The sequence below is a fragment of the Pseudomonas sp. C 49-2 genome, assembly GCF_003970195.1.
GTDB classification, from domain to species: Bacteria; Pseudomonadota; Gammaproteobacteria; order Pseudomonadales; family Pseudomonadaceae; genus Aquipseudomonas; species Aquipseudomonas canadensis.
Genome location: NZ_RXYG01000005.1, coordinates 202094 through 227690, shown reverse-complemented (window position 1 = coordinate 227690; position 25597 = coordinate 202094). Strand labels below are relative to the sequence as shown.

Below are 25597 nucleotides of genomic sequence, written 5' to 3'. Positions count from 1 at the left end.
TGCATATACAGTTAAATCGAGAATAGAGGAAAAATTTCCTACGTCAAGAAGGCGCGTATTCAAAGCGCCCACAATGAAGTCTGATGAATTGCAGTTGACGAATCTTTTTATAGTTGTACGATGACGTACGACATCATCAAAACCAACAACAACCTTTCAATAGAAAGTCTTCGCCCAGGGTGTTCGAATAATGAATCCACAAGAACTGAAGTCCATCCTTTCCCACGGTCTGCTGTCTTTCCCGGTGACCGATTTCAACGCCCAGGGTGACTTTCACCAGGCGGGTTACATCAAGCGTCTGGAATGGCTGGCCCCTTACGGCGCCACCGCCTTGTTCGCGGCCGGCGGTACTGGTGAGTTTTTCTCCCTCGCTGCCAGTGAATATTCCCAAGTGGTGAAAACCGCCGTTGATACCTGCGCCACCAGCGTGCCGATCCTGGCCGGTGTCGGTGGTTCGACCCGCCAAGCCATCGAATACGCCCAGGAAGCCGAGCGCCTCGGCGCCAAAGGCCTGCTGCTGCTGCCGCACTACCTTACCGAAGCCAGCCAGGACGGGGTTGCCGCCCACGTTGAAGCCGTGTGCAAATCGGTCAAGATCGGTGTGGTGGTCTACAACCGCAACGTCTGCCGCCTGACCGCGCCGCTGCTGGAACGCTTGGCCGAGCGCTGCCCGAACCTGATCGGCTACAAGGATGGCCTGGGTGATATCGAGCTGATGGTGTCGATCCGTCGCCGCCTCGGTGATCGTTTCAGTTACCTCGGCGGCCTGCCGACTGCAGAGGTTTACGCCGCTGCCTACAAGGCCCTGGGCGTACCGGTTTACTCCTCGGCGGTGTTCAACTTCATCCCGAAAACCGCGATGGACTTCTACCACGCGATTGCCAAGGACGATCACGCCACCGTTTCCAAGATCATCGACGACTTCTTCCTGCCGTACCTGGACATCCGTAACCGCAAGGCCGGGTATGCCGTGAGCATCGTCAAGGCTGGTGCAAAAATCGCCGGCTACGACGCAGGCCCAGTGCGTACGCCGCTGACCGACCTGCTGCCGGAAGAATATGAAGCCCTGGCCGCGCTGATCGACAAGCAAGGCGCGCAATAACCCATTTACAAGGCCGCTGAGAAATCAGCGGCCTTTTGCGTCAGGAGAAGATTCGTGTCCCAAGCCCAACGTTTTGACAACTACATCAATGGCCAGTGGGTGGCCGGTGCCGACTACTGCGTCAACCTCAACCCGTCGGAGTTGTCCGATGTCATTGGCGAATACGCCAAGGCGGATGTCGCCCAAGTCAACGCCGCTATCGACGCAGCCCGCGCGGCATTCCCGGCCTGGTCTACGTCCGGGATCCAGGCGCGCCATGACGCCCTGGATAAAGTCGGCAGCGAAATCCTCGCGCGCCGCGAAGAACTCGGTACCCTGCTGGCCCGTGAAGAGGGCAAGACCCTGCCCGAAGCCATTGGCGAAGTGACCCGCGCCGGTAACATCTTCAAGTTCTTTGCCGGTGAGTGCCTGCGCCTGTCCGGCGACTACGTGCCGTCGGTTCGTCCGGGCGTCAACGTCGAAGTCACGCGTGAAGCCCTGGGGGTGGTTGGCCTGATCACGCCGTGGAACTTCCCGATCGCCATCCCCGCCTGGAAAATCGCCCCGGCCCTGGCCTACGGCAACTGCGTGGTGATCAAGCCGGCTGAACTGGTGCCGGGCTGCGCTTGGGCACTGGCGGAAATCATTTCCCGTGCGGGTTTCCCGGCCGGCGTGTTCAACCTGGTGATGGGCAGCGGTCGTGTGGTTGGCGACGTGCTGGTCAACAGCCCAAAAGTTGATGGCATCAGCTTCACCGGTTCTGTCGGTGTCGGTCGTCAGATCGCCGTCAGCTGTGTATCGCGCCAGGCCAAAGTGCAGTTGGAAATGGGCGGCAAGAACCCGCAGATCATCCTCGACGACGCCGACCTCAAGCAGGCTGTCGAGCTGTCGGTACAGAGCGCGTTCTACTCCACCGGCCAGCGTTGCACGGCCTCCAGCCGCTTGATTGTCACCGCCGGTATCCACGATCAGTTCGTCGCGGCCATGGCCGAACGCATGAAGTCGATCAAGGTCGGCCACGCGCTGAAAAGTGGCACCGACATCGGCCCAGTGGTTTCCCAGGCGCAGTTGGATCAAGACCTCAAGTACATCGACATCGGCCAAAGCGAAGGTGCGCGGTTGGTCAGCGGTGGCGGCCTGGTCACCTGTGACACCGAAGGCTACTACCTGGCGCCGACGCTGTTTGCCGACAGCGAAGCGGCCATGCGTATCAGCCGTGAAGAGATCTTCGGGCCGGTGGCCAACGTTGTGCGTGTGGCGGACTACGAAGCGGCGCTTGCCATGGCCAACGACACCGAGTTCGGTTTGTCGGCGGGCATTGCCACGACGTCGCTCAAGTACGCCAACCACTTCAAGCGCCACTCCCAGGCCGGGATGGTGATGGTCAACTTGCCGACTGCCGGTGTGGACTATCACGTTCCGTTCGGTGGCCGTAAGGGTTCATCCTATGGGTCGCGTGAGCAAGGTCGCTATGCGCAAGAGTTCTACACCGTGGTGAAGACCAGCTACATCGGTTCGTAATACGCGACACCCGTGGCGCCCGCTTTGTGTGGGAGCTGGCTTGCCTGCGATAGCATCACCGGTGTGTGCCTGACACACCGAGGTGCCTGTATCGCGGGCAAGCCCGGCTCCCACATGAAAACGGTCCCCACCGACAAATAGACCATTACCCGCAAAAAAAATAATTAGTGGGAGTACTTCTACATGCAAGCGACCAAGCCGACCCATGTCCGCTATTTGATCCTGCTCATGCTGTTCCTGGTGACCACGATCAATTACGCCGACCGGGCCACCATCGCCATCGCAGGCTCCAGCCTGCAAAAAGACCTCGGCATCGACGCGGTCACCCTCGGTTACATCTTCTCTGCATTCGGTTGGGCCTACGTGGCCGGGCAAATTCCCGGTGGCTGGCTGCTGGACCGGTTCGGCTCCAAGAAAGTCTATGCGCTGAGCATCTTCACCTGGTCACTGTTCACCGTGCTGCAAGGCTATGTCGGTGAGTTTGGTGTCTCCACCGCCGTGGTTGCGCTGTTTATGCTGCGCTTTATGGTGGGCCTGGCCGAAGCGCCTTCGTTTCCCGGAAATGCCCGGATTGTCGCGGCGTGGTTTCCTACGGCTGAGCGCGGTACGGCTTCAGCGATCTTCAACTCGGCGCAGTACTTCGCCACGGTGCTGTTTGCGCCGCTGATGGGCTGGATTGTCTACAGCTTCGGCTGGCAGCACGTGTTTATCGTGATGGGTGTGATCGGCATCATTTTCTCGCTGATCTGGCTGAAAGTTATCCACAGCCCGCGCCAGCATCCGATGATCAACGAAGCCGAGTTCAATCACATCGCCGCCAATGGCGCGATGGTCGATATGGATCAGGACAAAGGCATGGGTAAGAAAACCGACGGTCCGAAGTGGGATTACATCCGCCAGTTGCTGACCAACCGCATGATGCTCGGCGTGTACCTGGGCCAGTATTGCATCAACGGTATCACCTACTTTTTCCTCACCTGGTTCCCGGTGTATCTGGTGCAGGACCGTGGCATGACCATCCTCAAGGCCGGTTTCATCGCCTCGTTGCCGGCGATCTGCGGGTTTATCGGCGGCGTGCTCGGCGGGGTGATTTCGGATTATCTGCTGCGCAAGGGGCATTCCCTGACCTTCGCCCGCAAGGCGCCGATCATTGGGGGCCTGCTGATCTCCAGCAGCATCGTGGCCTGCAACTACGTGGATATCGAGTGGATGGTGGTGGGCTTCATGGCCTTGGCCTTCTTCGGTAAAGGCGTTGGCGCACTGGGTTGGGCGGTAGTCTCCGACACCTCGCCGAAACAAATCGCCGGCCTCAGTGGCGGCTTGTTCAACACCTTCGGTAACCTCGCGTCGATCACTACCCCTATTGTGATCGGCTACATCATCAGCACCACCGGTTCGTTCAAGTGGGCCCTGGTGTTCGTCGGCGCCAATGCGCTGGTGGCAGTGTTCAGCTACCTGGTCATCGTCGGCCCGATCAAACGTGTAGTCCTCAAAGAGCCGCCTGCCAAGGGGCCTGAGTTGACCAACCTAACCGAAGCGCATTCCTGAGGGGCCGTGTGATGCAGTTGATTGAACATGCCGACTCGCCGCGCTCGATTCGTTTGCACGAGCGCGACAACGTGGTGATCGTGGTCAATGACCAGGGCGTACCGGCCGGGACCGAATTCCCGGACGGTCTGGTGACCGTGGATTTCATCCCTCAGAGCCACAAGGTGACCCTGGAAGATATCCCCGAGGGCGGCCAGATTATTCGCTATGGCCAGACCATCGGATACGCCCTGGCGCCGATTCCGCGTGGTAGTTGGGTGCAGGAAGATCAACTGCGCATGCCCACCGCGCCGCCGTTGGACAGCTTGCCGCTGTCCACCGAGGTGCCTGAGGCCCAGGCGCCCCTGGAAGGGTTTACCTTCGAGGGTTACCGCAACGCGGATGGCACTGTGGGTACGCGCAATATCCTTGGCATCACCACCACGGTGCAGTGCGTCACCGGCGTGCTGGACCATGCGGTCAAGCGCATCAAGGACGAATTGCTGCCCAAGTACCCGCACGTTGACGACGTGGTAGCGCTGACCCACAGCTACGGCTGTGGTGTGGCGATCACTGCGACCGATGCCTACATCCCGATCCGCACGGTACGCAACCTGGCGCGCAATCCGAACCTGGGCGGCGAAGCCCTGGTGATCAGCCTGGGCTGCGAGAAACTGCAGGCCGGGCAGGTGATGCACGACAACGACAGCTCGGTCGACCTGAGTGAGCCCTGGCTGTATCGGCTGCAGGATTCCAGCCACGGCTTTACCGAGATGATCGAGCAGATCATGGAATTGGCCGAGACGCGCCTGAAGAAACTCGACCAGCGCCGCCGGGAAACCGTGCCGGCGTCGGAGTTGATCCTGGGCATGCAGTGCGGCGGCAGTGATGCGTTTTCCGGTATCACCGCCAACCCGGCGCTGGGCTATGCCTCGGATCTGTTGCTGCGGGCTGGGGCGACGGTGATGTTTTCCGAAGTGACCGAAGTTCGCGATGCGATTTACCTGCTGACCTCTCGCGCTGAAAGCGAAGCCGTTGCCCAGGAACTGGTCCGGGAAATGGATTGGTACGATCGCTACCTGGCCAAGGGCGAGGCGGACCGCAGCGCCAACACCACGCCGGGAAACAAGAAGGGCGGCTTGTCGAACATTGTCGAGAAGTCCTTGGGCTCCATCGTCAAATCCGGCAGCAGCGCGATCAATGGCGTGCTGGGTCCGGGTGAGCGCTTCAAGAGTAAGGGCCTGATCTTTTGCGCAACCCCGGCCAGTGACTTTGTGTGCGGCACCTTGCAACTGGCGGCAGGGATGAACCTGCATGTGTTCACCACCGGACGCGGCACACCTTACGGGCTGGCGATGGCGCCAGTGGTGAAGGTGTCGACGCGTACGGAGCTGGCACAGCGTTGGCCGGACCTGATCGATATCGACGCTGGGCGTATTGCGACTGGGCGGGCGAGCATCGAGGAATTGGGGTGGGAGTTGTTTCACTTTTACCTGGATGTGGCCAGCGGCAGAAAGCAGACGTGGGCGGAGCATCACAAGCTGCATAACGACATCACCTTGTTCAATCCGGCACCGATTACCTGAGACCGAGTCGCCTGCATCGGGGGCAAGCCCCCTCCCACATTTGGATCGGTGAACACATTCAAGGCGGGAGGGGGCTTGCCCCCGATAGCGGTAGACCAGACGAAGCGGCCTACACTGGCTTATCATTAGCCACCTAACGACGCTCACCAAGGTTCTCCCCGGCATGCTGGCAATTTTCCTCACGACCCTGACCATCACCGCGCCGGTGTTTGCCATGCTGTTCCTGGGTGTGTTGCTCAAACGCATCAACTGGATCAACGACAACTTCATCCACACGGCCTCGTCCCTGGTGTTCAACGTCACCATGCCGGCGCTGCTGTTCCTCGGCATCCTGCATGCCGACCTGCACTCGGCGCTCAAGCCAGGCCTTCTGATCTACTTTGCCGTCGCCACCTTGCTCAGCTTCGCCCTGGCCTGGGGTTGGGCAATCTTTCGTTGCCCGCGTGAAGACCGAGGTATCTACACGCAAGGCGCGTTTCGCGGCAATAACGGCGTGATCGGGCTGGCGCTGGCCGCCAGCATGTACGGCGATTACGGCATCTCCCTCGGCGCGATTCTCGCGGCGTTGGTGATCCTGTTCTACAACACCCTGTCGACCATCGTGTTGGCGGTGTACAGCCCGGTGATCAAGTCCGATCCGTGGAGCATTTGCAAAAGTGTGGTGGCCAACCCGCTGATCATCAGCGTGATCGTGGCGGCGCCGTTCGCTTATTTTCAGATTGGCCTGCCTGGCTGGTTGGAAAAATCCATGCAGTATCTGGCGGATACCACCTTGCCGTTGGCCTTGATCTGCATTGGCGGCACCTTGTCCCTGGCAGCGTTGCGCAAGAGCGGCAATAGGGCGCTGAGCGCGAGCTTGATGAAGATGGTCTGGCTGCCAGTGGTGGCGACCTTAGGCGCGTGGTTGCTGGGCTTTCGCGGGCCGGAGCTGGGGATTCTGTTCCTGTACTTTGGTGCGCCGACCGCAGCCGCCAGTTTTGTGATGGCCAGGGCGGCCGAGGGTAATCATGAGCTGGCGGCGGCAATTATCGTGATCACCACCTTGATGGCGGCGGTGACCACGAATATCGGGATCTTCGTGTTGCAGGCAGGAGGTTGGATCTGAGGGGTGTGGTGTCTGTGAGGGCCAATCGCCGGCAAGCCGGCTTCTAGGGTGCCTCGTAGGTATCGATCACTTCCTGCGCCGCACGGAACGCATCAATCGCCGCCGGCACACCGGCATACACCGCGCAATGCAGCAACGCCTCGCGGATCTCTTCCACGGTGCAACCATTGTTCAGCGCACCGCGCACATGGCCTTTGAGCTCCTGCGGGCATTTGAGCGCGGTGAGAGCGGCGAGGGTGATCAGGCTGCGGGTTTTCAGCGGCAATCCTTCGCGGTTCCACACGCTGCCCCAGGCATGTTCATTGACGAAATCCTGTAGCGGCTGGGTGAACTCGGTGGCATTGCCCAAGGCGCGGTCGACGAACACATCGCCCATGACCTGGCGACGCATATCAACCCCGGGCTTTTTCTGATCGGTCATTGCGATTCCCTCTTGTGTTGGCGGCGCCAGGCTCGCAGCGTGCTGAACAACAGAAAAGCCACCAGCACTGGCAGGACGTAGTACAGCATCAGTTGTTCAAGCTTGGTGGCCAGGGGCATGCCCGTGGTGAACGCCATTACATGCAGCCCGTACGCCAGGTACAGGCCCAGCAGCACCAGGCCTTCGGCGCGTGTCACGCGGTAGCCGGTGTAGAACACCGGCAGGCACAGCACGACTACGCCGAGCATCACCGGCAGGTCGAAATCCAGGGCATTGGGCGATACCGACAGCGGCGAGGGCGCGAGCAGGGCGGTCAGCCCCAACACGCCGAGCAGGTTGAACAGGTTGCTGCCGATCACGTTGCCCACGGCAATTTCCCGCTCGCCGCGCAGCGCGGCAATCAGCGAGGTCGCCAGGCATGGCAGCGAGGTGCCCACGCCGATCAGGGTCAGGCCGATCACACGTTCCGACAGACCCAGGTCGCCTGCCACATCCACTGCGGCACCCAGCAGTAAATGCCCGGCCAGCACCAGGATCAGTAGCCCACCAACCATCAGCAACACGCTGCTCAGCCAGGGCGCGCGGGCCACGGTGTCCAGCGTGCGTGGGCGACGGGAGTGGCGCGTCTGGTAGTGCAACATGCCGAGGTAGGCGACCAGGGCAACCAGCAGCACCAGGCCGTCAATGGGTGTGAGCTCTTCATTGGCGGCGAGGGTGAACACCAGCAGTGCGGCCAGGATCATCACCGGAATATCCAGGCGCACCAGTTGGCGCGAAACCCGCAGCGGAATGATCAGCGCCGACAGGCCCAGGGTCACCAGGATGTTGAAGATGCTGCTGCCGATCACGCTACCCACGGCGATATCGGTGTTACCGGCCAGAGTGGCTTGCAGGCTGACAGTCATCTGCGGCGCGCTGCTGCCGAAGGCCACGATCGTCAGGCCGATGATCAGCGGACGCACCTTGAGGCTCGCGGCCAGGCGCACGGCGGCGCGCACCAGGATCTCGGCGCCGATGATCAGCAGCACCAGGCCGCTGACCAATTCCAGCAGGCTCCAGGGCGAGAGGGCGGTTAATCCGAAAATGGCGAGGGCTCCGTCTTCAGTTGCTCAAGGCTTGCACGCGAACCCGTGCGGTACCGCTGCCGATCATACCCAGCTGCTCGGCCGCCTTGCGTGAAAGATCGATCAGGCGCCCACGGGTATGCGGACCGCGATCATTGATGCGGACAACCACGGATTTGTCGTTGTCGAGATTGGTGACCTTGACCTGGGTGCCAAACGGCAGTTGCCGGTGGGCGGCGGTCAGGGCGTTCTGGTTGAAGGGTTCACCGCTGGCGGTCTTTTTGCCATGGTGCCGGGCGCCGTAATAGGAGGCGGTGCCGGTTTCGTCGTAGCCGTTGGGGTTGATGATGCCGCTGGCACAGCCGGTCAAAAGGGAGAACAAGGCCAGGAGGCCGAGTAGACGCTTCATGCAAGGAGTCCCATTACAAATGTTGGAGTTGGCTCGTGTGGGAGCTGGCTTGCCTGCGATGGCTTCACCTCGGTGTCACTGATGCACCGAGGCGCCTGCATCGCGGGCAAGCCCGGCTCCCACAGAAGCCGGGTCCTGCACGTGTCAGCCTTCGAGTTTGCTTTTCAGCAATTCGTTCACCTGTTGCGGGTTGGCCTTGCCTTTGGAGGCTTTCATCGCCTGGCCCACAAAGAAGCCGAACATCTTGCCGCGCTTGGCTTCGTCTGCCGCACGGTATTGCTCGACCTGCTCGGCGTTGGCCGCGAGCATTTCATCCAATACAGCCGAGATCGCGCCGCTGTCGGTGACCTGCTTGAGGCCACGCTTCTCGATGATCTCGTCCGCGCTGCCTTCGCCTGCGGCCATGGCTTCGAACACGGTCTTGGCGATCTTGCCGGAGATGGTGTTGTCCTTGATGCGCAGCAGCATGCCGCCCAATTGCTCGGCAGTGACCGGTGCTTCGTCGATCTCCAGGCCTTGCTTGTTCAACAGGCTGCCCAGCTCAACCATCACCCAGTTGGCCGCCAGTTTGGCGTCGCCGGCAATGCTCACGACTTTTTCAAAGTAGTTGGCTTGTTCACGGCTGGAGGCCAAGACGCTGGCATCGTAGACCGACAGGCCGAACTGCGCCTGGAAGCGCTCGCGTTTCTGCTGCGGCAGTTCTGGCAGGGTGGCGCGGATGTCGCTGAGGAACGAGTCCTCCAGCACCACCGGCAACAGGTCCGGGTCGGGGAAGTAACGGTAGTCGTTGGCTTCCTCTTTGCTGCGCATGGCGCGGGTTTCGTCTTTGTTCGGGTCGTAAAGGCGCGTTTGCTGGATGACCTTGCCGCCGTCTTCGATCAGCTCGATCTGGCGACGCACTTCGCTGTTGATCGCCTTCTCGATGAAGCGGAACGAGTTGACGTTCTTGATCTCGCAGCGGGTGCCGAACTCGACCTGGCCCTTGGGACGGATCGACACGTTGCAGTCGCAACGCAGCGAACCTTCGGCCATGTTGCCGTCGCAGATGCCCAGGTAGCGCACCAGTGCGTGGATGGTCTTGACGTAGGCCACGGCTTCCTTGGCGCTGCGCATGTCCGGCTCGGAAACGATCTCCAGCAGCGGCGTGCCGGCACGGTTCAGGTCGATACCGGTCGCGCCCGGGAATTCTTCGTGCAGGCTCTTGCCGGCATCTTCTTCCAGGTGTGCGCGGGTGACGCCGACGCGCTTGATGGTGCCGTCTTCCAGGGGGATGTCCAGGTGGCCCTTTCCAACGATTGGCAGTTCCATCTGGCTGATCTGGTAGCCCTTGGGCAGGTCAGGGTAGAAGTAGTTCTTGCGCGCGAACACGTTGTGCTGGCCGATCTCGGCGTCAATCGCCAGGCCGAACATCACCGCCATGCGCACCGCTTCCTGGTTCAGCACCGGCAGTACGCCGGGCATGCCCAGGTCGACCAGGCTGGCCTGGGTGTTCGGCTCGGAGCCGAACGTGGTGGCGCTACCGGAGAAAATCTTCGATTGGGTGGCGAGCTGGGTATGAATCTCCAGCCCGATCACAACTTCCCATTGCATAGTGTTCTCCTCAGAAGCCGGTAGGGGTGCGAGTGTGCCAGTCGGTGTTCAACTGGTACTGGTGCGCCACATTGAGCAGGCGGCCTTCCTGGAAATACGGGGCGAGCAGTTGCACGCCGACCGGCAGGCCATCGACGAAACCGGCAGGCATGGACAAGCCCGGCAGGCCCGCGAGGTTGGCGGTGATGGTGTACAGGTCTTCGAGGTACGCAGCCACCGGGTCGCCGTTCTTGGCGCCGAGCTTCCAGGCTGGGTTCGGCGTGGTTGGGCCGAGGATCACGTCGACCTGTTCAAAGGCGGCCATGAAGTCGTTCTTCACCAGGCGCCGGATTTTCTGCGCCTTGAGGTAGTACGCGTCGTAGTAGCCGGCCGATAGGGCATAAGCACCGACCATGATCCGGCGTTGTACTTCGGCACCGAAACCTTCGCCACGGGAGCGCTTATAAAGGTCGGTGAGGTCTTTCGGGTTTTCGCAGCGATAGCCGAAACGCACGCCGTCGAAACGCGACAGGTTCGAGGAGGCTTCTGCCGGCGCGATCACGTAGTACGCAGGAATCGCGTGCTGGTTGTTCGGCAGGCTGATTTCCTTGATCACGGCACCGAGGCTTTCCAGCGTCTTGACGCTGTTGTGCACCAGTTCGGCAATGCGCGGATCGAGACCGGCGCTGAAGTATTCCTTCGGCACGCCGATGCGCAGGCCCTTGAGCGAGGTGTTCAGGCTGGCGCTGTAGTCTGGCACGGGCTCGTCGATGCTGGTGGAGTCCTGTTTGTCGAAGCCTGCCATGCCTTGTAACAAAATTGCGCAGTCTTCAGCGGTGCGTGCCAGAGGGCCGCCCTGATCGAGACTGGAGGCGTAGGCGATCATGCCCCAACGGGAAACGCGACCGTAGGTCGGCTTCAGGCCGGTGAGGTTGGTGAAGGCCGCAGGCTGGCGGATCGAGCCGCCGGTATCGGTGGCTGTAGCGGCAGGCAGGAAGCGTGCGGCAACTGCGGCGGCCGAACCGCCAGACGAACCGCCGGGCACGTGCTCCAGGTTCCACGGGTTTTTCACCGCGCCGTAGTAGCTCGACTCGTTGGCCGAACCCATGGCGAATTCGTCCATGTTGGTCTTGCCCAGGGTCACAGCGCCGGCGGCAGCCAGCTTGGACACCACGGTGGCGTCATAGGGTGCTTTGAAGTTGTCGAGCATCTTCGAGCCGCAACTGGTGCGAATGCCCTGGGTGCAGAACAGGTCTTTGTGGGCGATTGGAGCGCCCAGCAGCGCGCCATTTTCACCGTTGGCGCGACGTGCGTCGGCGGCCTTGGCCTGGCTCAGGGCCAGCTCTTCGGTGAGGCTGATGAAGCTGTTGACCTTTGGATCGTGCTCGGCGATGCGCGCCAGCAGGGTCTTGGTCAGCTCTTCGGAAGAAAACTTTTTGTCGGCGAGACCGCGAGCGATCTCGGCCAGAGTCATGTGATGCATTGCAGGCTCTTTCCCTTTAGTCGATGACTTTCGGAACCAGGTACAGGCCGTTTTCGACCGCTGGCGCGATGGACTGGTAGGCCTCGCGATTATTACTCTCGGTCACGACGTCTGCGCGCAGGCGCTGGCTGGCTTCCAGCGGGTGAGCCAGGGGCTCGATACCGTCGGTATTCACGGCCTGCATTTGGTCGACCAGCCCGAGAATGCTGTTCAGGGCTGCGGTGGTCTGTGGAAGATCGGCATCATTGAGGCCAAGCGAGGCCAGGTGCGCGATTTTTTCCACGTCGGAGCGTTCAAGCGTCATGGGAATCTCCAGTGGAAAACAGAACGGAGGCTGTCCGTGTGTTAGATTGTCGGAACACTACCGCATTTCTACGGTCTTACGGCCGCGATTGTGGGGTTAGGTGCACAGAAAGTCGGCCAATTTAGCACATTGGCGCCTTGCCCAAAATCCCTGTCGTTGTTAGAGTTTGCCGCACTTTTTTACCCACGCGTTGCCTAGGGTCCCTTTCCCATGTTCAAGAAACTGCGTGGCATGTTTTCCAGCGATCTTTCCATTGACCTGGGCACTGCCAACACCCTTATTTACGTGCGCGAGCGCGGTATCGTCCTGAATGAGCCATCGGTTGTGGCTATTCGGACGCACGGTAACCAGAAAAGTGTCGTTGCCGTCGGCACCGAGGCCAAGCGCATGCTCGGCCGTACACCCGGCAATATTGCCGCCATTCGTCCGATGAAAGACGGCGTGATCGCCGACTTCAGCGTCTGCGAGAAGATGCTGCAGTACTTCATCAACAAGGTTCACGAAAACAGTTTCCTGCAGCCCAGCCCTCGTGTGCTGATCTGCGTTCCGTGCAAATCCACCCAGGTTGAGCGTCGTGCCATCCGTGAATCGGCCCTTGGCGCCGGTGCCCGTGAAGTGTTCCTGATCGAAGAGCCAATGGCTGCTGCGATCGGTGCCGGCCTGCCGGTTGAAGAAGCACGCGGCTCGATGGTGGTGGATATCGGTGGTGGTACCACTGAAATCGCCCTGATCTCCCTGAACGGTGTGGTGTATGCCGAATCCGTACGCGTCGGCGGCGACCGCTTCGACGAAGCGATCATCACGTATGTACGTCGTAACTACGGCAGCCTGATCGGTGAGTCCACCGCTGAGCGCATCAAGCAGGAAATCGGCACCGCCTACCCAGGTGGCGAAGTGCGCGAAGTCGATGTGCGCGGTCGCAACCTGGCCGAAGGCGTTCCACGTGCTTTCACCCTGAACTCCAATGAAGTGCTGGAAGCTCTGCAAGAGTCCCTGGCCACCATCGTTCAGGCGGTGAAAAGCGCGCTGGAGCAATCGCCGCCGGAACTGGCTTCCGACATCGCCGAGCGTGGCCTGGTGCTGACCGGTGGTGGCGCCTTGCTGCGTGACCTCGACAAGCTGCTGGCCCAAGAGACTGGCCTGCCGGTGATCGTCGCCGAAGACCCGCTGACCTGCGTTGCCCGTGGCGGTGGTCGCGCACTGGAAATGATGGATAAACACACCATGGACCTGCTCTCCAGCGAATAAGTCATTGCTGGTTAGCCCATGTTTCGCCCGCAGGCAGCACTTTGCAGTGCTGCCTGTTGGCGTTTATCTTCTTCAATCTGCATCCAGGCCGGTTAGATGCCGTATGAATAAAGAGAACATTTGCCTGGGAGGAGCGGCTTATTAAACCGCTTTTCGCCAAAGGCCCCTCATTGGGCGTGCGCCTGTTGGTGCTGGTCGTGCTTTCGGTCGCGCTGATGGTGGTCGATGCCCGCTTTGCACTGCTCAAGCCGGTGCGCAGCCAGATGTCGCTGGTGTTGATGCAGACTTACTGGATCACCGACCTGCCGCAACGTCTGTACCAGGGCGTGGCCAGCCAATTTGGCAGCCGCACCGAACTGGTCGCCGAAAACGAAAAACTCAAGACCGAAAACCTGCTGTTGCAGGGGCGCATGCAAAAGCTCGCGGCCCTCACCGAGCAGAACGTTCGGCTGCGCGAGTTGCTCAATTCTTCCGCGCTGGTCAACGAAAAGGTCGAAGTGGCCGAGCTGATCGGCATGGACCCCAACCCCTTCACCCATCGCATCATCATCAACAAGGGTGAGCGCGACGGTGTGGTCCTGGGCCAGCCGGTGCTCGACGCTCGTGGCCTGATGGGCCAGGTGGTTGAGCTGATGCCCTACACCTCGCGGGTCTTGTTGCTGACGGACACCACCCACAGCATTCCGGTGCAGGTGAACCGCAACGGCCTGCGTGCGATTGCCAGCGGCACCGGTAACCCGGAACGCCTGGAATTGCGCCACGTGGCGGACACCGCGGACATCAAGGAAGGCGACCTGCTGGTCAGCTCTGGCCTGGGTCAGCGTTTCCCGGCGGGTTACCCGGTGGCGACGGTGAAGGAAGTGATCCACGATTCCGGCCAGCCGTTCGCCATTGTGCGTGCGGTGCCGACCGCCGCCCTAAACCGCAGCCGGTACTTGCTGCTGGTGTTCAGCGACAACCGTACGCCGGAAGAGCGCGCCAACGACGCCGCGCAGGCCCAGGAAGCGGAAGACAAGCAAAACGGTACAGCGCCGATCGTTCCGGCGACTGTGCCCAAGCCGGCATTCGTAGGACCACCGGCACCGACGGCGGCTCCGGCGGCGCCTGTGGCCACTCCGGTCAAGCCGGCCGCTCACAACACGCGTCCCGTCAAGCCAGCCGTGACTAAACCACCGGCCGCGACCCCGGCTGCCAAGCCTCCGGCGACTGCCCCGGCAACCACGCGGCAGAGGGAGGAATAATGGCCAGTACTCATTCGCGCAACGGCTGGATCGTCTGGCTGACCTTTGCTATCGGTATGCTGCTGAGCGTTTCGCCCTTGCCGCAGTTCATGGAAATTCTGCGCCCGCTTTGGCTGGCGCTGTTGCTGGCCTTCTGGTCGCTGAACCTGCCGCATAAAGTCGGCATGGTCACGGCGATGTTCCTGGGCTTGGCGGAGGATGTGCTCTATGGCACCTTGCTGGGTCAGAACGCGTTGATCCTGACCTTGATCACTTTCCTGGTGCTGTCGTTGCAGCAGCGCCTGCGGATGTTCCCGATGTGGCAGCAGTGCTTGGTGATCCTGGTGATCTTCGGCCTGGCACAGCTGGTTCAACTGTGGCTGAGCGCCTTGACCGGTAACCGTCAGCCAACCCTGGCGCTGGTGCTACCGGCCCTGGTCAGTGCCTTGCTGTGGCCATGGATCAGCTTTGGTCTGCGTGGGTTGCGTCGTCGCTATAAAATCAATTGAATGGATTGCGAGGCTCTGCCTGGTTATCGAACCCTACAGGGAGAGTCTGCATGAATTCGCTTTACCTGGCCTCGGGCTCCCCGAGGCGGCGTGAGTTGCTGGCCCAGATCGGTGTGCCTTACACCGTGGTCAGCGCGGCTATTGATGAAACCCCTCTTACAAATGAATCCGCAGTTTCCTACGTCGAGCGCCTTGCGCGCGGCAAGGCAGCGGCGGGTTTTGCTGCGCTCGAGAATAACTCCGGTGCCTGTGTGCTGGGTGCCGATACCGCCGTGATCGTCGATGGCAAAATCCTCGGCAAGCCCGTGGATCAGGCCGATGCCCTGGCAATGTTGATGGCGCTGGCGGGGCGCGAGCATGAAGTGCTGACCGCCATTGCCCTCACCGACGGCCAACGCTGTGAGACTGTTTGTGTAAGCAGTCGTGTACGGTTTCGCGGGATTTCCGTCGAGGAAGCGACCACCTACTGGCACAGCGGCGAACCCCAAGACAAGGCGGGCGGCTATGCTATCCAAGGGTTGGGCTCGGTCTTTGTCGCCGGGCTCAATGGCAGTTATTCCGCCGTGGTAGGCCTGCCGGTGTGCGAAACCGCGCAACTGCTCGGCCAATTCGGCATACCCTGTTGGCAAAACCTTACCGCGCGCTGAACGCCGTACTCCAGCGCCCAGCCTTAAGCGATCGGTCACTATTGTGAAAACGCCTGAACGAGACCCAGCCATGAGTGAAGAGATTCTGATCAATATCACGCCGATGGAATCGCGCGTGGCGGTGGTAGAGAACGGTGTTCTGCAAGAAGTGCACGTTGAGCGCACCCAGAAGCGCGGGATCGTCGGCAACATCTACAAAGGCAAGGTGGTGCGGGTTTTGCCGGGGATGCAGGCGGCATTCGTCGACATCGGGCTGGACCGTGCCGCGTTTATCCATGCTTCGGAAATTTCCCTGCGCGAAGGGCCTGCGGTAGAAAGCATCAGTGCCCTGGTGCACGAAGGGCAGAGCCTGGTGGTGCAAGTCACCAAGGACCCCATTGGTTCCAAGGGCGCGCGCCTGACCACTCAATTGTCGATTCCGTCGCGTTACCTGGTGTACATGCCGCGCACCGCCCATGTCGGCATTTCCCTGAAGATCGAAGACGAAGCCGAGCGCGAGCGCCTGAAAAAGGTGGTCAGCGACTGCGTGGCGGCCGAAGGCATCAAGGAAGCGGGCGGTTTCATCCTGCGCACCGCCGCCGAAGGCGCCGGCGCCGATGAGATCCTTATGGACATCCGCTACCTGCGGCGCCTGTGGGACCAGATCGGTGCCCAGATCAAGACCATCGGCGCGCCCAGTGTGATCTACGAAGACCTCGGCCTGGCCCTGCGTACGCTGCGCGACCTGGTCAGTCCGAAGATTGAGAAAATTCGCATCGACTCGCGGGAAACATTCCAACGCACCACACAATTTGTTGCCGAGTTGATGCCTGAAATTGCCGACCGCCTGGAACACTATCCCGGCGAGCGGCCGATCTTCGACCTGTATGGCGTTGAAGACGAAATCCAGAAAGCCCTGGAACGCAAGGTGCCGCTCAAGTCCGGTGGCTACCTGGTGGTGGACCCGGCGGAAGCCATGACCACCATCGACGTCAATACCGGCGCGTTCGTGGGCCATCGCAACCTCGAAGAAACCATCTTCAAGACCAACCTCGAAGCGGCCACCGCGATCGCGCGCCAACTGCGCCTGCGTAACCTGGGCGGCATCATCATCATCGACTTCATCGACATGGAAGATGAAGAACACCAGCGCCAGGTGCTGCGTACCCTGGAGAAACAGCTGGAACGCGATCACGCCAAGACCAACATCATCGGCATCACCGAGCTGGGCCTGGTGCAAATGACGCGCAAGCGCACCCGCGAAAGCCTGGAGCAAGTGCTGTGCGAACCGTGCAGCAGTTGCCAGGGCCGCGGTAAATTGAAGACCCCGGAAACGGTTTGCTACGAGATTTTCCGCGAAATCCTGCGAGAAGCGCGAGCCTACCAGGCCGAAGGTTACAGAGTGCTCGCCAACCAGAAAGTGGTCGATCGGCTGCTGGACGAAGAATCCGGTAACGTTGCCGAGCTGGAGGGGTTTATCGGGCGCACGATACGCTTCCAGGTCGAAACCATGTATTCCCAGGAACAATACGACGTGGTGCTGCTCTGATCCCCAATCGTTTTCCTTTTATGAGACAGGCAGGCCTTTATCTGCCGTCCGACTACCGCCTTGAGGGTCGCCTGACATGGAGCGTCTGATACGCTTTTTTGCCGCTATGACCCGTTGGGGCCTGGGCCTCTGTGCCTTGCTGCTGGTACTGGCGGCGGTGTATGTGAGCCTGGGACGTGAGTTGACGCCGCTGGTGGCCGAGTACCGTGCAGAAGTCGAGGCCAAGGCCCAGGCTGCTGTGGGCATGCCCCTGCATATCGGCAGCCTGGAAGGCCGCTGGAGCGGCTTCGCGCCGGTATTGCTGGCCCATGATGTGATGGTGGGCGAGGGCAGCAGTGCCCTTCGCCTGGACCAGGTCGAAGTGGTGCCGGATATGTGGGCTAGCCTGATGGCCCGAGAAGTGCGCATTGCGCACCTGCAAGTCAGTGGCTTGCAGCTTAGCGTCAAGGAAGACAAGGACGGCAAATGGGCCTTGCAGGGCTTGCCAGTGCAGGACGACCAGCCCGTGGACCCTGAGCAGTTGCTCAAGAACATGCAAAAGGTCAAGCGCGTGTCGTTGCTGGACAGCCAGGTGACCTTGCAGCCGTTTGACCAGGCGCCGGTGACCCTGACGTATGTCGGCCTGAGCCTGCACACCGGCATCACGCGCCAACGCCTGGATGCACGCTTGACGCTGCCCGACGGCCAACCCTTGGCGGTGAGCCTGCGCACGCGTATCCGCGCCAGTCAGTGGAAGGACGGCGAAGTCCAGGCGTACGTGAGCCTGCCGCAAAGCGACTGGGCCAAGTGGATCCCGGCCAAGCTGACCCAGCAATGGAAGCTCACCCAATTCAAGGCTGGCGGTGAACTCTGGCTGACCTGGGCCAAAGGCACCGTGCAAAGCGCGGTGGTGCGCCTCAACTCGCCGCAGGTAAAAGGCAGCTACGCCGACCGCAAACCTGTGCATATCGAGAACCTGGCCCTCACCGCCTACCTGCAACGCAGCGATAGCGGTCTCAAGGTGCTGTTCGACTCGCTGGCGATGAACCTGGGGGAAACCCGCTGGGAATCGCGCCTGCAACTTCAGCAAACCCTGGCCACCGACAAGGATCAGGAGGTCTGGAAGCTTCAGGCCGACCGCCTGGACCTCACGCCGATCACGCCGCTGCTCAATGCCCTGGCGCCGCTGCCTGAGGGTTTCGCCAAGACCATTCAGCACCTCAAGGCCACGGGCCTGCTGCGTAATGTGCTGGTGGATTTCCGTCCTCAAGATACGACGGATCAAAAAGTCAGCTTCGCCGCCAACCTCGAACGCATCGGTTTTGATGCCTACTTTGGCGCACCGGCCGCGCGGAACGTGTCCGGCAGTATCAGCGGTGACCTGGGCCATGGCGAGTTGCGCATGGACAGCAAAGACTTTTCCCTGCACCTCGATCCGATCTTTGCCAAGCCGTGGCAGTACATCCAGGCCAATGCACGCCTGACGTGGAAGCTCGACAAGGAAGGCTTCACCCTGATCGCCCCGTACATCAAGGTGCTGGGTGAAGAGGGCAATGTCGCCGCTGATTTCCTGATTCGCCTGCATTTCGACCACATCCAGGAAGACTATATGGACCTGCGGGTCGGCATGGTCGATGGCGATGGGCGCTTCACCCCCAAATACCTGCCGGCGGTGTTGAGCCCGGCGTTGGATGAGTGGCTGCGTACGGCGATTCTCAAGGGCGCGGTGGACCAGGGCTTTTTCCAGTATCAGGGTTCGCTGAACCACGACGCGCTGCCGGCCTCACGCAACATCAGCCTGTTCTTCAAGGTGCATGACGCCGAACTGGCATTCCAGCCGGGCTGGCCGCATGTGAGCAAGGTCAATGGCGAAGTGTTTGTCGAGGAGAGCGGCGTACGCATCCTGGCCAGCACGGGCCAGTTGCTCGACACCAAGGTCAAGGACGTCTACGTCAATATCCCCCACGCGCCGGCGGGCAAGGACAGTCATCTGTTGCTGACCGGCGGGTTTGCCGGTGGTTTGGGCGACGGTTTGAAAATCCTCCAGGAAGCGCCGATCGGCACCGCATCGACCTTTGCCGGCTGGAAGGGCGAGGGCGACCTGCAAGGCAGCCTTGACCTGGATGTACCGTTGGCGAAAGGCACCGAGCCGAAGATTGTGGTGGACTTCAAGACGGACAAGGCACGGCTGCAATTGGCTGAACCGACCCTGGACCTGACCCAGCTCAAGGGCGATTTCCGCTTCGACAGCGCCAAAGGCCTCAGTGGCCAGAACATCACGGCCCAGGCGTTTGACCGGCCGATCACGGCGCAGATCGTTGCCGATGGCAAGCCGGGCAATATCAGCACGCGTGTGTCTGCCAAGGGCCAGGTGACGGTCAAGCGGCTGACGGACTGGTTGAAAGTCAGCCAACCGTTGCCGGTGTCCGGCGATATTCCCTACCAGTTGCAACTGACCCTGGACGGTGTCGATAGCCAACTGATGGTCAGCTCCAACCTGAAGGGCGTTGCCGTGGACCTGCCGGCACCGTTCGGCATGCCCGCCAGCCAGGGGCGTGACAGTGTGTTCCGCATGACCTTGCAGGGGGCCGAGCGGCGTTATTGGTTCGATTACGGCGAGCTGGCCAACTTCACCTTCGCTGCGCCGCCGGACAAATTCAATGAGGGGCGCGGTGAGCTATTCCTCGGTGATGGCGATGCTGTGTTGCCAGGGGCCAAGGGCTTGCGCATTCGCGGCGTGCTGTCTGAACTCGATATCGACCCGTGGAAGAAACTGGTTGACCGCTACGCGGGCAGCGACCCGGGCGGCAGCGCCAAGCAGTTGCTCAGCGGCGCTGACTTCAAGGTGGGCAAGCTGACCGGTTTTGGCACCCAGTTTGATCAGGTCAATCTACAGCTGGACCGCAAGCCTGCGGCGTGGGGCCTGCAACTCGACAGTCAGCAGGCCAAGGGCACCGTCAACCTGCCGGACGCCAAGGGCGCACCGATTGCGGTCAACCTTCAATATGTGAAGCTGCCAGCGGTGGATCCGACGGTGCAGGCTGATGAAAACGCACCGGACCCCTTGGCGGCCATCGACCCCAAGGACATTCCGGCGCTGGATATCGCCATTGATCAGCTGTTCCAGGGCCCGGATCTGATAGGCGCCTGGTCGCTGAAAATCCGCCCGACCGCCAAAGGCCTGGCCTTCAATAACCTCGACCTCGGCCTCAAAGGCATGCAGCTCAAGGGCGCGGGTGGTTGGGAAGGGACGGCTGGCGACAGTAGCAGTTGGTACAAGGGTCGCCTGGATGGCAAGAATATCGGCGATGTACTCAAGGGTTGGGGTTATGCGCCCACCGTCACCAGCCAGGATTTTCACCTGGATGTGGATGGTCGCTGGCCCGGTTCGCCTGCCTATGTCGGGCCCAAGCGTTTCTCCGGCAGCCTGGATGCATCGTTCCGCAATGGCCAGTTCGTCGAAGTGGAAGGTGGCGCCCAGGCGCTGCGGGTGTTTGGCCTGCTGAACTTCAACTCCATTGGGCGCCGTCTGCGCCTGGACTTCTCGGACTTGCTCGGCAAGGGCTTGAGCTACGACCGTGTGAAGGGCTTGCTGGCGGCGAGCAACGGGGTATTCGTGACCCGTGAGCCGATCACCATGACCGGGCCTTCGACTAACCTGGAACTCAACGGCACCCTGGACCTGGTCGCAGACCGTGTCGACGCCAAGCTGCTGGTCACCTTGCCGGTGACCAATAACCTGCCGATCGCCGCGCTGATCGTAGGCGCGCCCGCTATCGGCGGTGCGTTGTTCCTGATCGACAAGCTGATTGGTGACCGTGTTGCGCGCTTTGCCAGCGTGCAATACAAGGTCGAAGGCCCGTGGAAGGACCCGAAAATCACCTTCGACAAGCCATTTGAAAAACCAAACTGAGAGCCTGTGGAGTAGCATGGCCGCATGCCCATTAAGGAGAGACGGTCCATGTCCTTTGCGGTAATTCAAATGGTCAGCCAGAGCGATGTGCTGGCCAACCTCGCCCAGGCCCGGCGCTTGCTGGAACAAGCCGCGGCGGGTGGGGCGAAGCTGGCGGTATTGCCGGAAAACTTTGCCGCCATGGGCCGCCGCGACGTGGCCGACATCGGTCGCGCCGAAGCTCTGGGCGAAGGCCCGATCCTGCCGTGGTTGAAACAGACCGCCCGCGACCTCACCTTATGGATAGTGGCTGGTACTTTGCCGCTGCCGCCAAAGGACCAGCCGAACGCCAAGTCCAATGCCTGCTCGTTGCTGGTCGATGATCAGGGTGAAATCGTTGCCCGTTACGACAAGCTGCACCTGTTCGATGTGGATGTCGCCGATGCCCGCGGTCGTTATCGCGAATCTGACGACTATGCTTTCGGAGGCAATGTGGTGGTAGCGGACACGCCCGTCGGCCGGTTGGGCCTGACGGTGTGTTACGACCTGCGCTTCCCCGAGCTGTACAGCGAATTGCGTGCGGCGGGGGCTGAGTTGATTACCGCGCCTTCGGCGTTTACGGCGGTGACCGGCGCGGCGCATTGGGATGTGCTGATTCGCGCACGCGCCATCGAGACCCAGTGTTACCTGCTGGCGGCGGCTCAAGGCGGTGTGCATCCGGGGCCACGGGAAACCTATGGTCATGCGGCGATTGTCGACCCTTGGGGTCGTGTGCTGACACAACAGGATCAAGGCGAAGCGGTGTTGCTGGCCGAACGCGATAGCAATGAACAGGCGTCGATACGGACGCGCATGCCGGTGGTCAACCATCGGCGCTTTTTCTCGCAGGGCGCACAGCGACCTGCTTCGGAACGATGAATTTAAGGCCATACCTATGAGCGAGTTGTTGTCCTCAGTCAGTGATCACCTCCTGGCGCCCGGTGGCGTGACCATCGAAAGCTTGCAAACCGTACTCGGCGACTTGGCCGGGCCGGGCATCGACGCGGCTGACCTGTATTTCCAAGGGCAGATTTCCGAGTCCTGGGCGCTGGAAGACGGCATCGTCAAGGAAGGCAGTTTCAACCTCGACCAGGGTGTGGGCGTGCGTGCGCAGTCCGGTGAAAAAACCGGTTTTGCCTACAGTAACGCGATCACCCTGGAAGCCTTGGGCCTGGCGGCGCGTGCCGCGCGTTCGATCTCCCGGGCCGGGCAAAATGGCACGGTGCAGGCATTCAGCACCCAGGACGTGGCGCAGTTGTACGCGCCGGATAACCCCCTGGAAGTGATCAGCCGTGCGGAAAAGGTCGAGCTGCTCAAGCGTATCGACGCCGCCACCCGTGCCCTCGACCCGCGTATCCAGCAGGTTACCGTGAGCATGGCCGGTGTGTGGGAGCGCATCCTGGTGGCGTCCACCGATGGCGGCCTGGCGGCGGATGTGCGGCCGCTGGTGCGCTTCAACGTCAGCGTAATCGTCGAACAGAACGGTCGCCGCGAACGGGGTGGTCATGGCGGCGGCGGGCGTACCGACTACCGTTATTTCCTCACCGACGACCGTGCCATGGGTTATGCCCGTGAGGCGCTGCGCCAGGCGTTGGTCAACCTGGAAGCCATTCCTGCCCCGGCCGGCACTTTGCCTGTGGTGCTGGGTTCGGGTTGGTCCGGCGTGCTGCTGCACGAAGCGGTCGGCCATGGCCTGGAAGGTGACTTCAACCGCAAAGGCAGTTCGGCCTATAGCGGGCGTATGGGTGAAATGGTGGCCTCCAAACTCTGCACCATCGTCGATGACGGCACCCTGGCCGGGCGTCGTGGCTCGCTGAGCGTCGACGACGAAGGCACTCCAACCGAGTGCACCACCCTGATCGAAAACGGTGTGCTCAAGGGCTACATGCAAGACAAGCTCAACGCTCGCCTGATGGGTGTGGCGCGCACGGGTAACGGCCGTCGCGAATCCTACGCGCACCTGCCGATGCCGCGCATGACCAACACCTACATGCTCGGTGGCGAAAGCGACCCGGCCGAGATCATCGCTTCGGTGAAGCGCGGCATCTACTGCGCCAACCTCGGTGGCGGCCAGGTGGATATCACCAGCGGCAAGTTCGTGTTCTCCACCAGCGAGGCTTACCTGATCGAAGACGGCAAGATCACTGCACCGGTCAAAGGTGCGACATTGATCGGTAACGGTCCGGAAGCCATGAGCAAGGTGTCGATGGTCGGCAACGACCTGTCGCTGGACAGCGGCGTGGGTACCTGCGGGAAAGACGGACAGTCAGTGCCGGTGGGTGTCGGCCAGCCAACGCTGAAGATTGATGCGATCACCGTGGGTGGCACGGGGTCGTAAGAAAGACGGAGCTTCGGGTGGCGAGAACCGCCACCCGGGGAGGAGGATCAGCGCAGGCCGCGTTGAGTCTCGTCCAGCTCACGGATGTACTTGAAGATTTTACGGCTGGTGGCCGGCGCCTTGTTATGCGCCTGCTCGTGCTGGGCCTGACGGATCAGGGAGCGCAGTTGCTGGCGGTCCGCGTCCGGGTAGTCCATCACGAATTTCTCCAGCACGGCGTCATCGCCCGCGATCAGGCGGTCACGCCAACGTTCCAGGTTATGGAAGCGTTCGTTGTACTGTCGAGTGGAGGCATCGGTTTGATCGAGCAAGGTCAGAATGGCGTCGATGTCCTGATCGCGCATGAGTTTGCCGATAAACGAGATGTGCCGTTTACGCGCGATATTCGCGGTGTGCTTGGGCGCATCGGCCAGGGCACGACGCATTTCGTCGGTCAGTGGCAGTTTTGCAATCAAGTCTTTTTTGAGCGTTGTAAGGCGCTCGCCAAGGTCAACCAGAGCATGCAGCTCACGTTTGACCTGGGTTTTGCTTTTCTCCCCATCGAGGGAGTCGTCGTAAGAATCAACCATGGTGGCAGTCCGCAAAGAAACGCCGCCATGATAACCAGTCGGGGGCCGCTTGTCCGGCCCGGTCGCTCGATGGCCTTAACCGAAAGCAGAATTTGAGTGGAGAAAACCATGAGTGCAGCCCAAAGCGTCGGTCCGCAAGCGTTACCGGCACTGCAGGAACAAGTCGAGCAGATCCTTGCCGAGGCCAAGCGCCAGGGGGCCAGTGCCTGTGAAGTGGCCGTGTCGCTGGAGCAGGGGCTGTCGACGTCGGTGCGCCAGCGGGAAGTGGAAACCGTTGAGTTCAACCGCGATCAGGGTTTTGGTATCACCTTGTATGTCGGGCAGCGCAAAGGCTCGGCCAGTACCTCGGCCAGCGGTCCGGAAGCCATTCGCGAGACGGTGGCGGCTGCGCTGGCAATCGCCAAGCACACCTCAGAAGACGAGAGCTCGGGCCTGGCCGACAAGGCGCTGATGGCCAAGGACCTGCAGGATTTCGATCTATTTCACGCTTGGGACATCACACCCGAACAGGCCATCGAACGGGCGCTGATCTGCGAAGCCGCTGCGTTCGACGCTGATGCCCGCATCAAGAACGCAGATGGCACCACGTTGAGCACGCACCAGGGTTGCCGTGTGTATGGCAACAGCCATGGCTTTATCGGTGGTTACGCGTCCACTCGCCATAGCTTGAGCTGCGTGATGATCGCCGAAGCTGACGGCCAGATGCAGCGCGATTATTGGTACGACGTCAACCGTCAGGGCGAATTGTTGGCGGACCCGATCAGCATTGGTCAGCGCGCGGCGCAGCGTGCAGCGAGCCGCCTGGGCGCGCGCCCGGTGCCAACCTGTGAAGTGCCGGTACTGTTTTCGGCAGAACTGGCGGGTGGGTTGTTTGGCAGTTTCCTGGGGGCGATTTCCGGTGGCAACTTGTACCGTAAGTCCTCGTTCCTGGAGGGGGCGATTGGCCAAAAATTGTTCCCAGAGTGGCTGACCATCGATGAGCGCCCGCACTTGATGCGCGCCATGGGCAGTACGTCGTTCGACGGTGATGGCCTGGCGACGTATGCCAAACCGTTCGTCGAGAAGGGCGAGTTGGTGTCTTACGTACTGGGCACGTACGCCGGTCGCAAGCTGGGCCTGCCAAGCACCGCAAACTCCGGAGGCGTACACAACCTGTTCGTCACCCATGGCGATGAAGACCAAGCTGCGCTGCTTCGGCGCATGGGGCGTGGCTTGCTGGTGACCGAGCTGATGGGCCATGGCTTGAACATGGTCACCGGTGATTACTCGCGTGGCGCGGCGGGTTTCTGGGTGGAAAACGGCGAGATTCAGTTTGCCGTCCAGGAAGTGACCATCGCAGGCAATATGCGCGACATGTTCAAGCAGATCGTCGCCGTGGGTAATGATCTGGAACTGCGCAGCAACATTCGCACAGGCTCGGTGTTGATCGAGCGGATGACTGTCGCCGGCAGCTAATCCTCCCGAAGCTTTACTCAAAAAGGCGCGCCATCTATCAGATGGCGCGCCTTTTTTTGTGGGCGTTTTGCAGGCGGATCAATCTGCCGCTATTGTTTTGATT

Annotated in this window: 21 protein-coding genes; 14 read left to right on the top strand and 7 right to left on the bottom strand. The window is 61.1% G+C overall.

What is annotated here, in order from left to right; translation table 11 throughout:
- Positions 1-190 precede the first annotated feature (190 nt).
- From kdgD to EJ576_RS12195, 5 genes are all read left to right on the top strand, one after another.
- Positions 191-1102 (top strand): 5-dehydro-4-deoxyglucarate dehydratase, encoded by a 912-nt coding sequence (gene kdgD / locus EJ576_RS12215; RefSeq protein WP_016976228.1) that lies wholly within the window; start codon positions 191-193, stop codon positions 1100-1102.
- A gap of 54 nt (positions 1103-1156) precedes the next feature.
- A complete protein-coding gene (locus EJ576_RS12210) occupies positions 1157-2602 on the top strand; it encodes an aldehyde dehydrogenase family protein (RefSeq protein WP_049710003.1) in 1446 nt (481 codons plus the stop codon).
- A 183-nt stretch (positions 2603-2785) separates the two neighbouring features.
- On the top strand, positions 2786-4150 hold the full coding sequence (locus tag EJ576_RS12205) for an MFS transporter (RefSeq protein WP_126570433.1): 1365 nt from the start codon (positions 2786-2788) through the stop codon (positions 4148-4150).
- An 11-nt stretch (positions 4151-4161) separates the two neighbouring features.
- The gene (garD, locus tag EJ576_RS12200; RefSeq protein ID WP_068931637.1) at positions 4162-5715 is read left to right on the top strand and encodes a galactarate dehydratase; all 1554 of its coding nucleotides are present in this window, start codon (positions 4162-4164) and stop codon (positions 5713-5715) included.
- Between the two features lie 163 nt (positions 5716-5878).
- Positions 5879-6820 carry an AEC family transporter gene (locus EJ576_RS12195; RefSeq protein ID WP_126570432.1) on the top strand — a complete coding sequence of 314 codons (942 nt, stop codon included), beginning with the start codon at positions 5879-5881 and terminating at the stop codon, positions 6818-6820.
- Positions 6821-6863: 43 nt separating this feature from the next.
- Here the strand turns inward: EJ576_RS12195 and EJ576_RS12190 are convergent, their stop codons facing one another.
- The 6 genes from EJ576_RS12190 to gatC all read right to left on the bottom strand — a co-directional run bounded on the left by EJ576_RS12190 (position 6864) and on the right by gatC (position 12070).
- Positions 6864-7241: a carboxymuconolactone decarboxylase family protein gene (locus EJ576_RS12190; protein WP_028618841.1), complete on the bottom strand. Its 378-nt coding sequence runs from the start codon at positions 7239-7241 to the stop codon at positions 6864-6866.
- Complete coding sequence (locus tag EJ576_RS12185) at positions 7238-8284, bottom strand: calcium/sodium antiporter (RefSeq protein ID WP_028618842.1); 1047 nt, start codon at positions 8282-8284, stop codon at positions 7238-7240. Before EJ576_RS12185 ends, EJ576_RS12190 begins: the two co-directional genes overlap by 4 nt.
- Before the next feature lie 58 nt (positions 8285-8342).
- The gene (locus EJ576_RS12180; protein WP_028618843.1) at positions 8343-8714 is read right to left on the bottom strand and encodes a septal ring lytic transglycosylase RlpA family protein; all 372 of its coding nucleotides are present in this window, start codon (positions 8712-8714) and stop codon (positions 8343-8345) included.
- A gap of 144 nt (positions 8715-8858) precedes the next feature.
- Positions 8859-10304, bottom strand: a complete 1446-nt coding sequence (gene gatB / locus EJ576_RS12175; RefSeq protein WP_126570431.1) for an Asp-tRNA(Asn)/Glu-tRNA(Gln) amidotransferase subunit GatB — start codon at positions 10302-10304, stop codon at positions 8859-8861.
- A 10-nt stretch (positions 10305-10314) separates the two neighbouring features.
- Positions 10315-11766 carry an Asp-tRNA(Asn)/Glu-tRNA(Gln) amidotransferase subunit GatA gene (gene gatA / locus EJ576_RS12170; RefSeq protein WP_033899331.1) on the bottom strand — a complete coding sequence of 484 codons (1452 nt, stop codon included), beginning with the start codon at positions 11764-11766 and terminating at the stop codon, positions 10315-10317.
- Between the two features lie 16 nt (positions 11767-11782).
- A complete protein-coding gene (gatC, locus tag EJ576_RS12165) occupies positions 11783-12070 on the bottom strand; it encodes an Asp-tRNA(Asn)/Glu-tRNA(Gln) amidotransferase subunit GatC (RefSeq protein ID WP_010213142.1) in 288 nt (95 codons plus the stop codon).
- A 210-nt stretch (positions 12071-12280) separates the two neighbouring features.
- On the opposite strand from gatC, the gene mreB reads away from it, so the two are divergent.
- The 8 genes from mreB (at position 12281) to tldD (ending at position 23470) form a co-directional block, all read left to right on the top strand.
- Positions 12281-13318 carry a rod shape-determining protein MreB gene (mreB, locus tag EJ576_RS12160; RefSeq protein WP_002555108.1) on the top strand — a complete coding sequence of 346 codons (1038 nt, stop codon included), beginning with the start codon at positions 12281-12283 and terminating at the stop codon, positions 13316-13318.
- A gap of 140 nt (positions 13319-13458) precedes the next feature.
- A complete protein-coding gene (gene mreC, locus EJ576_RS12155; RefSeq protein WP_122723732.1) occupies positions 13459-14559 on the top strand; it encodes a rod shape-determining protein MreC in 1101 nt (366 codons plus the stop codon).
- The gene (mreD, locus tag EJ576_RS12150; protein WP_016976217.1) at positions 14559-15047 is read left to right on the top strand and encodes a rod shape-determining protein MreD; all 489 of its coding nucleotides are present in this window, start codon (positions 14559-14561) and stop codon (positions 15045-15047) included. Before mreC ends, mreD begins: the two co-directional genes overlap by 1 nt.
- A 50-nt stretch (positions 15048-15097) precedes the next feature.
- Entirely contained in the window at positions 15098-15694 is a 597-nt protein-coding gene (locus EJ576_RS12145; RefSeq protein WP_122723734.1) for a nucleoside triphosphate pyrophosphatase, read from the top strand.
- Between the two features lie 70 nt (positions 15695-15764).
- The gene (gene rng / locus EJ576_RS12140) at positions 15765-17222 is read left to right on the top strand and encodes a ribonuclease G (RefSeq protein WP_010213134.1); all 1458 of its coding nucleotides are present in this window, start codon (positions 15765-15767) and stop codon (positions 17220-17222) included.
- A 76-nt stretch (positions 17223-17298) separates the two neighbouring features.
- Positions 17299-21114, top strand: a complete 3816-nt coding sequence (locus EJ576_RS12135; RefSeq protein ID WP_126570430.1) for a YhdP family protein — start codon at positions 17299-17301, stop codon at positions 21112-21114.
- A gap of 48 nt (positions 21115-21162) precedes the next feature.
- Complete coding sequence (locus tag EJ576_RS12130) at positions 21163-22011, top strand: carbon-nitrogen hydrolase family protein (protein ID WP_122723739.1); 849 nt, start codon at positions 21163-21165, stop codon at positions 22009-22011.
- A gap of 16 nt (positions 22012-22027) precedes the next feature.
- Positions 22028-23470 carry a metalloprotease TldD gene (gene tldD / locus EJ576_RS12125; RefSeq protein WP_010213129.1) on the top strand — a complete coding sequence of 481 codons (1443 nt, stop codon included), beginning with the start codon at positions 22028-22030 and terminating at the stop codon, positions 23468-23470.
- A gap of 47 nt (positions 23471-23517) precedes the next feature.
- On the opposite strand, the gene yjgA is transcribed toward tldD, so the two are convergent.
- Positions 23518-24039, bottom strand: coding sequence for a ribosome biogenesis factor YjgA (yjgA, locus tag EJ576_RS12120; protein ID WP_005784816.1), 522 nt, complete (start codon positions 24037-24039; stop codon positions 23518-23520).
- Between the two features lie 108 nt (positions 24040-24147).
- Between yjgA and pmbA the strand changes: the two genes are divergently transcribed.
- A complete protein-coding gene (pmbA, locus tag EJ576_RS12115) occupies positions 24148-25494 on the top strand; it encodes a metalloprotease PmbA (RefSeq protein ID WP_123478173.1) in 1347 nt (448 codons plus the stop codon).
- Positions 25495-25597: the final 103 nt, after the last annotated feature.

Excerpts from the sequence above, each read along its gene's own strand:
- EJ576_RS12205 (WP_126570433.1), top strand. The coding sequence starts at position 2,786 with ATGCAAGCGACCAAGCCGACCCATGTCCGCTATTTGATCCTGCTCATG.
- mreB (WP_002555108.1), top strand. The coding sequence starts at position 12,281 with ATGTTCAAGAAACTGCGTGGCATGTTTTCCAGCGATCTTTCCATTGAC.
- gatC (WP_010213142.1), bottom strand. The coding sequence starts at position 12,070 with ATGACGCTTGAACGCTCCGACGTGGAAAAAATCGCGCACCTGGCCTCG.
- yjgA (WP_005784816.1), bottom strand. The coding sequence starts at position 24,039 with ATGGTTGATTCTTACGACGACTCCCTCGATGGGGAGAAAAGCAAAACC.
- EJ576_RS12195 (WP_126570432.1), top strand. The coding sequence starts at position 5,879 with ATGCTGGCAATTTTCCTCACGACCCTGACCATCACCGCGCCGGTGTTT.
- pmbA (WP_123478173.1), top strand. The coding sequence starts at position 24,148 with ATGAGTGCAGCCCAAAGCGTCGGTCCGCAAGCGTTACCGGCACTGCAG.
- rng (WP_010213134.1), top strand. The coding sequence starts at position 15,765 with ATGAGTGAAGAGATTCTGATCAATATCACGCCGATGGAATCGCGCGTG.
- EJ576_RS12190 (WP_028618841.1), bottom strand. The coding sequence starts at position 7,241 with ATGACCGATCAGAAAAAGCCCGGGGTTGATATGCGTCGCCAGGTCATG.
- mreD (WP_016976217.1), top strand. The coding sequence starts at position 14,559 with ATGGCCAGTACTCATTCGCGCAACGGCTGGATCGTCTGGCTGACCTTT.
- EJ576_RS12145 (WP_122723734.1), top strand. The coding sequence starts at position 15,098 with ATGAATTCGCTTTACCTGGCCTCGGGCTCCCCGAGGCGGCGTGAGTTG.
- garD (WP_068931637.1), top strand. The coding sequence starts at position 4,162 with ATGCAGTTGATTGAACATGCCGACTCGCCGCGCTCGATTCGTTTGCAC.
- kdgD (WP_016976228.1), top strand. The coding sequence starts at position 191 with ATGAATCCACAAGAACTGAAGTCCATCCTTTCCCACGGTCTGCTGTCT.
- EJ576_RS12135 (WP_126570430.1), top strand. The coding sequence starts at position 17,299 with ATGGAGCGTCTGATACGCTTTTTTGCCGCTATGACCCGTTGGGGCCTG.
- EJ576_RS12130 (WP_122723739.1), top strand. The coding sequence starts at position 21,163 with ATGTCCTTTGCGGTAATTCAAATGGTCAGCCAGAGCGATGTGCTGGCC.
- gatA (WP_033899331.1), bottom strand. The coding sequence starts at position 11,766 with ATGCATCACATGACTCTGGCCGAGATCGCTCGCGGTCTCGCCGACAAA.
- EJ576_RS12180 (WP_028618843.1), bottom strand. The coding sequence starts at position 8,714 with ATGAAGCGTCTACTCGGCCTCCTGGCCTTGTTCTCCCTTTTGACCGGC.
- tldD (WP_010213129.1), top strand. The coding sequence starts at position 22,028 with ATGAGCGAGTTGTTGTCCTCAGTCAGTGATCACCTCCTGGCGCCCGGT.
- gatB (WP_126570431.1), bottom strand. The coding sequence starts at position 10,304 with ATGCAATGGGAAGTTGTGATCGGGCTGGAGATTCATACCCAGCTCGCC.